The sequence below is a fragment of the Streptomyces sp. NPDC058964 genome, assembly GCF_042741275.1.
Lineage (GTDB): Bacteria > Actinomycetota > Actinomycetes > Streptomycetales > Streptomycetaceae > Streptomyces.
Window position 1 is genome coordinate 1 of sequence record NZ_JBHYKH010000472.1, and the last position, 7,102, is coordinate 7,102.

The following is a 7,102-nucleotide window of genomic DNA, read 5'->3' on the forward strand; positions in this document are numbered from 1 at the left end:
CCCAGGCGGCCGCCGCGCCGCCCGGCCCGGCGAGCGGCACCCCCGCTCACCCCGGCGTGGCCCTGCCCGCCCGCTACTACACGGATCCGGCCATCGCGACGGCCGAGACGGAACGCGTCTTCGCCAAGTCCTGGCAGCTCGTCTGCCACGAGTCCGACCTTCCCGGCCCCGGTGCCCGCCTGGCCGCCACCACCGCCGGCCGGGAGGTCCTGGTCGTGCGGACCGAGGACGGCGGCCTGGCCGCCCACCTCAACGTCTGCCGCCACCGCGGAACCCGCCTGGTCACCGGCCCGGAGCCGGAGGGCAAGGCGATCCGCTGCCCGTACCACGGCTGGACCTACAAACTGGACGGACGCCTCGTCGGCGCCCCCGAGGCCCGCCGGATCCCCTGCCTCGACAAGCCCCGGCTCGGACTGCACCCGGTCAACGTGGAGTCCTTCCTCGGCTTCGTCTTCGTCAACCTCGACCTCGAGGCGGCCCCGCTCGCGGAAACCTGCGCCGGGCTCGCCGGGGCCGTCGGCCGCTACGCCGGACCCGGCCTCACACCGGTCGGCAAGCACCGCATCCACGACGTCGCCGGCGGCGAACAGCAGAACGCCAACTGGAAGGTGATCGTCGACAACTACCTGGAGGGCTACCACGTCCCCGTGGCCCATCCCGCGCTGATGCGACTGCTCGACTACCAGGCGTACACGGTGGACGTGCAGGAGCACTACGTCCTCTTCGAGTCACCGCTGCGGGACAAGCCCTCCTCGAACTGGACGGAGCGGCTCTACCAGCGGCTCGCCACCCCGATGCCGGGGCTGACCGAGGCCGACCGGCGGGTCTGGCGGTACGCCGTGATCTACCCCAACACGCTCATCGACTTCTACCCTGACCACGTGCTCGCGTGGACCGCCCTGCCCACCGCCCAGGACCGGGCGGCGATCCCGGGCGCCTTCTACACCCGGCACGGGGAGAGCCTGCGCACCCGGATCGCCCGGCGGCTGAACATCCACATCGGCTGGGTCACCAACGACGAGGACGCCGAGCTGGTCGAACGCGTACAGGCCGGACTGTCCACCCCCGGCTTCGAGCCCGGCCCGCTCTCGCACCGCGAAGCCGCCGTCGGCTGGTTCGCCCGCCGGATCCGCCAGGACCTGGAGGGGGAGAGCCGGTGACGCCCCGCCGACCTGCGGCCGGGCCCCACCAGCGGGTACTCCTCCCGTCCGGCTTACCCGGACCCCGCTGACGCACGCCCGTACCCTCCCCAGACCGGTCTTCACTACGGAGTCACAGGGCCTCCGTGAGCCGACCAGCCGGTCCCGCCCTGGACTGTTGTGCCGTTCCTCGACGGAGAGGACGCTCCATGTCCCCCGAGGTACCACCACCGACCCGACGCGCCCTGCTGCGGGCGGGCGCCGGCGGCCTGCTGGGCGCCGCGGTCGGCGGCTGCGGGTTCATGCCCGCCAAAACGCCCGACGACAAGGACCTGGCCCCGGTCCGGGCCCGCGTCGACGGCGATCTCGTCTACTTCAACTGGGCCGACTACGTCGACCCGTCCGTCTTCAAGGGCTTCGAGAAGGAATACGGCGTCAAGGTCATCCAGTCGAACTTCGACTCGATGGAAGGCATGGTCGCCAAGCTCAACGCCGGCAACCGCTACGACATCATCTTCCCCACCGCCAAATGGGCCCAGCGCCTGGCCCGTGGCGGCCGTCTGCGCCGTATCGACCACTCACAGATCACCCACTCCCAGGACGTGTTCGGCGCCTACGCCTACTTCGCCGACCCCTGGTACGACCCCGGCTCCGCGCACACCGTCCCCTTCACCGCCTACAAGACCGGCATCGGGTGGCGCCGCGACCGGATCGGCGAGCTGAGCGGATCGTGGAAGGACCTGTGGAGCGACAAGGCCGAGGGCAAGGTCTTCCTGCTGGACGACCGTGACGAGGTCCTCGGCATGGGCGCCCTGGAACTGGGTCTCGACGTCAGCACCGGCGACACCGGTGACCTCGACCGCATCACCGTCCTGCTGGGCACCCTGCGCCCACGGCTGCGCGGTTTCTCCAGCGACAGCTACAACAACCTGCTCAACGGCAACGCCGTCATGACCCAGGCCTGGAGCGGTGACATGGCCGCCATGCTCAACCAGGCCAAGGACCCCTCCGTCTTCGGCTTCGAGGCACCCAAGGAGGGCACTCCGATCAACTCCGACTGCTACGCGATCCCCTGGAACGCCCCGCACCCCGGCACCGCGATGCTGTTCATCGACTACATGCTCCGCCCGGAGAACGTGAAGAAGAACATCGAGTACATCGGCTACCCCATGCCGGTGGCCGGCTCCGAGAAGGTCTACGCCGAGCTCGTCAAGCCGTTCCCCGAGTGCCTCGTTACCGAGGACGACCTCAAGGCCGACCTGTTCTTCCGCAACGGGAGCCACGCGGCCGAGGACGCCCGCGACACCGCCTGGACCCATGTGAAGGCGGGCTGAGACATGACACTGCTGCGTCACCCCGCACGCACCCGCCGCCGCGGCCCGGACGCCACCGGCACCCGCATGTGGTCCTGGTTCATGCTCCCCGGCACCCTGTGGATGACCGGGTTCCTGATCGCCTCCCTGCTCCTCGTCGCCGTCCTCACGGTCGGCACCACCGACGAACTCGGCAACCCGCGCTTCGGGTTCGACCTGTCCAGCATCCGCGCCCTGGCCGACCCCGCCTACACCGAGGTCCTGGCGCGCTCCCTCGGCTACGCCCTGCTGACCTGCGTGATCTGCCTGGTGATCGCCTACCCGGTGGCGTACACCATCGCGCTGCACGGCGGCCGCTGGAAACACGCGCTGATCGCCGCGATCGTCGTGCCGTTCTTCGCCAACTACCTGGTCCGCATGTACGGCTGGTCGGTGGTCCTGTCCGACGACGGACCGCTGCTACGGACGCTGCGCGCCGTGGGACTGGCCGACGGCGACACGAAGATCCTCAACACCGGTGTCGGTGTGATCGCCGGACTCGTCTACGGATTCGTCGTCTTCATGATCATCCCGCTGTACGCGGCCCTGGAGCGGCTGGACGTCTCCCTCGTCGAGGCCGGCCGCGACCTCTACGGCGGCCCCGTCCGGACCTTCCTGTTCGTCACCCTGCCCGCCACCCGGCAGGGCGCGGCGGCCGGGCTGGTCCTGGTCTTCCTGCCCGCCATGGGCGACTTCGTCAGCGCACAACTGATGGGCGGCCCGGACCAGATCATGATCGGCAACCTCATCCAGGACAAGTTCTTCCAGGGCCAGAACTGGCCGCTCGGATCCGCGCTCACCATGCTGCTGATGCTCGTCCTGCTGGTCGGGATGTTCGGCTACCTCAGGCGCACCCGCAAGGACGAGGCGGAGGCCCGCCCATGACCCGGCTCAGCCCGCCCGCCACCGCCACCGCACCCGCCCGGACCACCGAGCGGACCCGCACCCGGCGTGGCCGCGCCGACCGCAAGCCCCGCGTCCTCGTCGCCGTCACCGCGATCTTCTTCGCGCTGCTCTATCTGCCCATCTCCGTGGTGACGCTGTACTCCTTCAACTCCCAGAAGTCCCTCACCGTCTTCAGCGGGTTCAGCCTGCGCTGGTACCGCACCTTCGTCCACGACGACGTCCTGATCTCCTCGCTGGGCACCAGCCTGCGGATCTCCCTGGTGGCGACGGCCGGCTCGATCGTCCTCGGCGTCGCCCTGGCACTCGGACTGGTGCGCTGCCGCACCCGGCTCGGCTCCCTGGCCGGCCTGATCATGCTCGTGCCGCTGATCACCCCCGAGATCGTCACCGGCGTCGCCTCGATGCTGCTGTTCAAGGGCCTGGGCATCACCCTGTCCACCGGCACGGTGATGCTCTCGGAGATCACCTTCTCCATCTCCTACGTCACCGTCATCCTCCGCTCCCGGGTCGCCGCGCTGAACCCCGAGGTGGAGGAGGCCGCGATGGACCTCGGAGCCACCCGCTGGCAGGCGGTCCGCCTGGTCACCCTGCCGGCGCTGCTGCCCGCCGTGCTCGCCAGCGCCGTACTGATCTTCGCGCTCGTCTTCGACGACTTCGTCCTCGCCTACTTCACCACCGGCGTCGACCCCCAGCCACTGTCGGTACGGATCTACTCGGCGATCCGCTTCGGCGTGCAGCCCACCATCAACGCCGTCGGCACGCTGATGCTCGCCGGATCCATCGGCCTGATCGCCCTGGCCCTGTTCATTCCGCGCCTGTTCGGCCGCCGCGGCGGCCTCGACATCCTCTCCGGGAGCTGACCATGGACGCGACTCCCGCCGTCCGCCTCGACGGCGTCTCCAAGCGGTTCGCGGACACCTACGCCGTCCACGACCTGAACCTCGACATCGAGGCCGGCCGCTTCTTCTCCCTGCTCGGGCCCTCCGGCTGCGGCAAGACCACCTCACTGCGCATGATCGGCGGCTTCACCGACCCGAGCGAGGGGGCGGTGCTGCTCGCGGGTGAGGACGTGACCGCGCTCCCGCCCAACAAGCGCAACGTCAACACCGTCTTCCAGAGCTATGCCCTGTTCGACCACCTGAGCATCGCCGACAACGTCGCCTTCGGCCTCAAGCGCAAGGGCGTGGACAAGGCGGAGATCCGGCGCCGCGTCGGCGAGATGCTGGAACTGGTCCAGCTCGACGGCTTCGCCGGACGCAAGCCCCGCACCCTCTCCGGCGGCCAGCGCCAGCGCGTCGCCCTCGCCCGCGCCCTCGTCAACCGGCCCGCCGTGCTCCTGCTCGACGAACCACTGGCCGCCCTCGACCTGAAGCTGCGCCGGCAGATGCAGGTCGAGCTCAAGCAGATCCAGCGGGAGGTCGGCGTCACCTTCGTCTTCGTCACTCACGACCAGGACGAGGCACTGACCATGTCGGACCGGATCTGTGTCATGAACGAGGGCCGCATCGAGCAGTGCGGCACCCCCGAGGACGTGTACGAACACCCAGCCAGCCGCTTCGTCGCCTCCTTCATGGGCACCTCCAACCTGATGACCGGCACCTACCGCGGCGGCGAGGTCACCCTCGACCAGGGGCCCGCCCTGCCGGTCGGCTCCCGCACCGGCATCGCGGACGGCACCGCGGTCAGCGTGTCCGTACGCCCCGAGAAGGTCTGGCTGTCCGACTTCGAACCGGGCATGTCGGTGCTGCGCGGAGTGATCCGCGAGACCGTCTACAGCGGCCCCACCACCACCTATCTGATCGAACTCGCCCCCGGCGTCACGCTGTCCGTGCTGGAGCAGAACACGGCGCGGGCCCGCATGGAGGACCGCTGGAGCGGCGGCGAGACGGTCGAGTTCGGCTGGCGGCCCGAGCACTGCCTCGTCCTGGCCTGACCGCCCCACCCGATCTGAAAGCGAAACCGATGCATCACGACGTGATCGTTCTCGGCGCCGGGCTGGCCGGGCTCGCCGCCGCCCGGGACCTGGCGGCCGCCGGCACCGACGTGCTCGTCCTGGAAGCCAGGGACCGGGTCGGCGGCCGGGTCGAACAGGCCCGGCTCCCCGACGGCCGCACCGTCCAGCTCGGCGGAGAGGTGGTGGGCCGCGCCCACACCGCCTACCGCGGCCTTGCCGAGGAGCTGGGACTGAAACTGGTGCCCAGCTACGTCGCCGAGCCCGGCCGGATGGTCCGCGCCACGGCGGAGGGCAGCTCGGCCGGTGAACCGCCGCACTGGTTCGGCGACGGCGACGCGGCCCTCCATGAGCGGCTCGGCACCGAGTTCACGGCCCTGGCCACCACCGTGGATCCCGAGGACCCCTGGTCGCACCCGGACGCGGCCGCCCTCGACCGGCTGTCCGTGGGCGGCTGGCTGCGCTCCCGGCACGCCACACCCGCCGTCGTACGGCTGTGGGAGATCGGCCAACTGGCCCTCGCCGGAGGCTCCTACGAGCGGATCTCGCTCCTGGCCGCGCTGCGCAAGAGCGCCGCCGTGCCCGGTTCCGGCTCGGGCGACTACGACTACGACGACTGGGAGGGACTGCGGCTCGCCGAGGGCTCGGCGAGCCTGGCCGAGGTGATGGGCCGCGAACTCGGCCCGCGCGTGCGCCTCGGCTCACCCGTCGCGGCCCTGGACATGCGCCCCGGCCGCTGCACCGTCCGCCTGGTCAGCGGTGAGGTCCTCACCGCCGGGGCCGTGGTGAGCGCCCTGCCCGTGGGACCGTTGCGGTCCGTGGCCGTCAGCGGCGTGAGCGAGGCCCGCCTCGCCTCCCTGTACCGGCAACGGCAGGCGACGGCCGCCAAGTTCGCCGCCGCCTACGACCGCCCCTTCTGGCGCGCGGACGACCTGAACGGCCTCTCCGAGTGCGAGGGAGTCCTCGGCAGCACCTGGCCCCAGAACGAGGGCGTCCTGTCCGCGCTGATACCGCCCGAACGCTACGGCGTCCTGCTGGGTACCCCGCCCCATCTGCGCACCCCCGAACTGCTCGCCGAGATCGCCGGCCTGTACGGCGCAGAAGCCCACCGACCGCTCGCCTGCTACCTGCGGCTGTGGGGCACCGACCCGTGGACCCAGGGATACGTCACCCAGTGGCCGCCGGGCGAGGTGATGGCCGTCGGCCCGCTCCACGGCACCCACGAACCCCCGTTCTACGTCTGCGGATCCGACCAGTGGGTCGCCGGATACATGGAAGGCGCCGTCCGCACCGGCCGCGCCGCAGCGAGGGAGGCCCTGCGCCGTGGCTGACGACTCCCGCCTGTCAACCGTCCTCAACCACATCGGCGGCAAGGAGACCCCAGCCGCATCCGGAGCCACCCTGAGGCTGATCGACCCGGCCACCGGGGGCGTTCACGGCACCGCCCCGCTGTCCGGCCCCGACGACGTCGACGCCGCCTGCCGGGCTGCCGAGAACGCCCAGCACGCCTGGTCGGCCACCACCCCGGCACAACGCCAGACCGCGCTGCTGCACATCGCCGACGCGCTGGAGCGGCACGCCGACGCCCTGGCGGGCGCCGAGGTCGCCGACACCGGCAAGCCCCGCGCTCTCTTCCTCGCCGACGAACTGCCCGCGATCGTCGACGTGGTGCGCTACTTCGCCGGCGCCGCCCGCAACCTGCCGGGGGGGGGCCCGCGGGGGGTAGACCCCGGGCGGGGCGCGGGGGAGGGGCG

General features: G+C 71.2%; 7 protein-coding genes. All 7 read left to right on the forward strand.

Annotated features, from left to right (window positions below; genetic code table 11):
* Window positions 1-1,160, forward strand: a 1,160-nt coding sequence (locus tag ACFW2E_RS37410; RefSeq protein ID WP_384473663.1) for an aromatic ring-hydroxylating dioxygenase subunit alpha, incomplete at its 5' end; no start/stop codon positions are given.
* Window positions 1,161-1,348: 188 nt separating this feature from the next.
* Entirely contained in the window at window positions 1,349-2,473 is a 1,125-nt protein-coding gene (locus ACFW2E_RS37415; RefSeq protein WP_384473666.1) for a spermidine/putrescine ABC transporter substrate-binding protein, read from the forward strand.
* 3 nt (window positions 2,474-2,476) lie between these two features.
* Window positions 2,477-3,376 carry an ABC transporter permease gene (locus ACFW2E_RS37420; RefSeq protein WP_384473669.1) on the forward strand — a complete coding sequence of 300 codons (900 nt, stop codon included), beginning with the start codon at window positions 2,477-2,479 and terminating at the stop codon, window positions 3,374-3,376.
* A complete protein-coding gene (locus ACFW2E_RS37425) occupies window positions 3,373-4,257 on the forward strand; it encodes an ABC transporter permease (RefSeq protein ID WP_384473671.1) in 885 nt (294 codons plus the stop codon). The genes ACFW2E_RS37420 and ACFW2E_RS37425 overlap by 4 nt, the downstream gene beginning before the upstream one ends.
* A 2-nt stretch (window positions 4,258-4,259) precedes the next feature.
* Complete coding sequence (locus tag ACFW2E_RS37430) at window positions 4,260-5,330, forward strand: ABC transporter ATP-binding protein (protein WP_384473674.1); 1,071 nt, start codon at window positions 4,260-4,262, stop codon at window positions 5,328-5,330.
* A gap of 29 nt (window positions 5,331-5,359) precedes the next feature.
* Complete coding sequence (locus ACFW2E_RS37435) at window positions 5,360-6,679, forward strand: flavin monoamine oxidase family protein (RefSeq protein WP_384473677.1); 1,320 nt, start codon at window positions 5,360-5,362, stop codon at window positions 6,677-6,679.
* A partial coding sequence (locus tag ACFW2E_RS37440) for an aldehyde dehydrogenase family protein (protein WP_384473680.1) occupies window positions 6,672-7,102 on the forward strand: 431 nt, incomplete at its 3' end. The genes ACFW2E_RS37435 and ACFW2E_RS37440, both read left to right, overlap by 8 nt.

Bases quoted from the DNA above. Each gene is read 5' to 3' on its own strand.
- ACFW2E_RS37415 (WP_384473666.1), top strand. From the start codon at position 1,349: ATGTCCCCCGAGGTACCACCACCGACCCGACGCGCCCTGCTGCGGGCG.
- ACFW2E_RS37420 (WP_384473669.1), top strand. From the start codon at position 2,477: ATGACACTGCTGCGTCACCCCGCACGCACCCGCCGCCGCGGCCCGGAC.
- ACFW2E_RS37425 (WP_384473671.1), top strand. From the start codon at position 3,373: ATGACCCGGCTCAGCCCGCCCGCCACCGCCACCGCACCCGCCCGGACC.
- ACFW2E_RS37430 (WP_384473674.1), top strand. From the start codon at position 4,260: ATGGACGCGACTCCCGCCGTCCGCCTCGACGGCGTCTCCAAGCGGTTC.
- ACFW2E_RS37435 (WP_384473677.1), top strand. From the start codon at position 5,360: ATGCATCACGACGTGATCGTTCTCGGCGCCGGGCTGGCCGGGCTCGCC.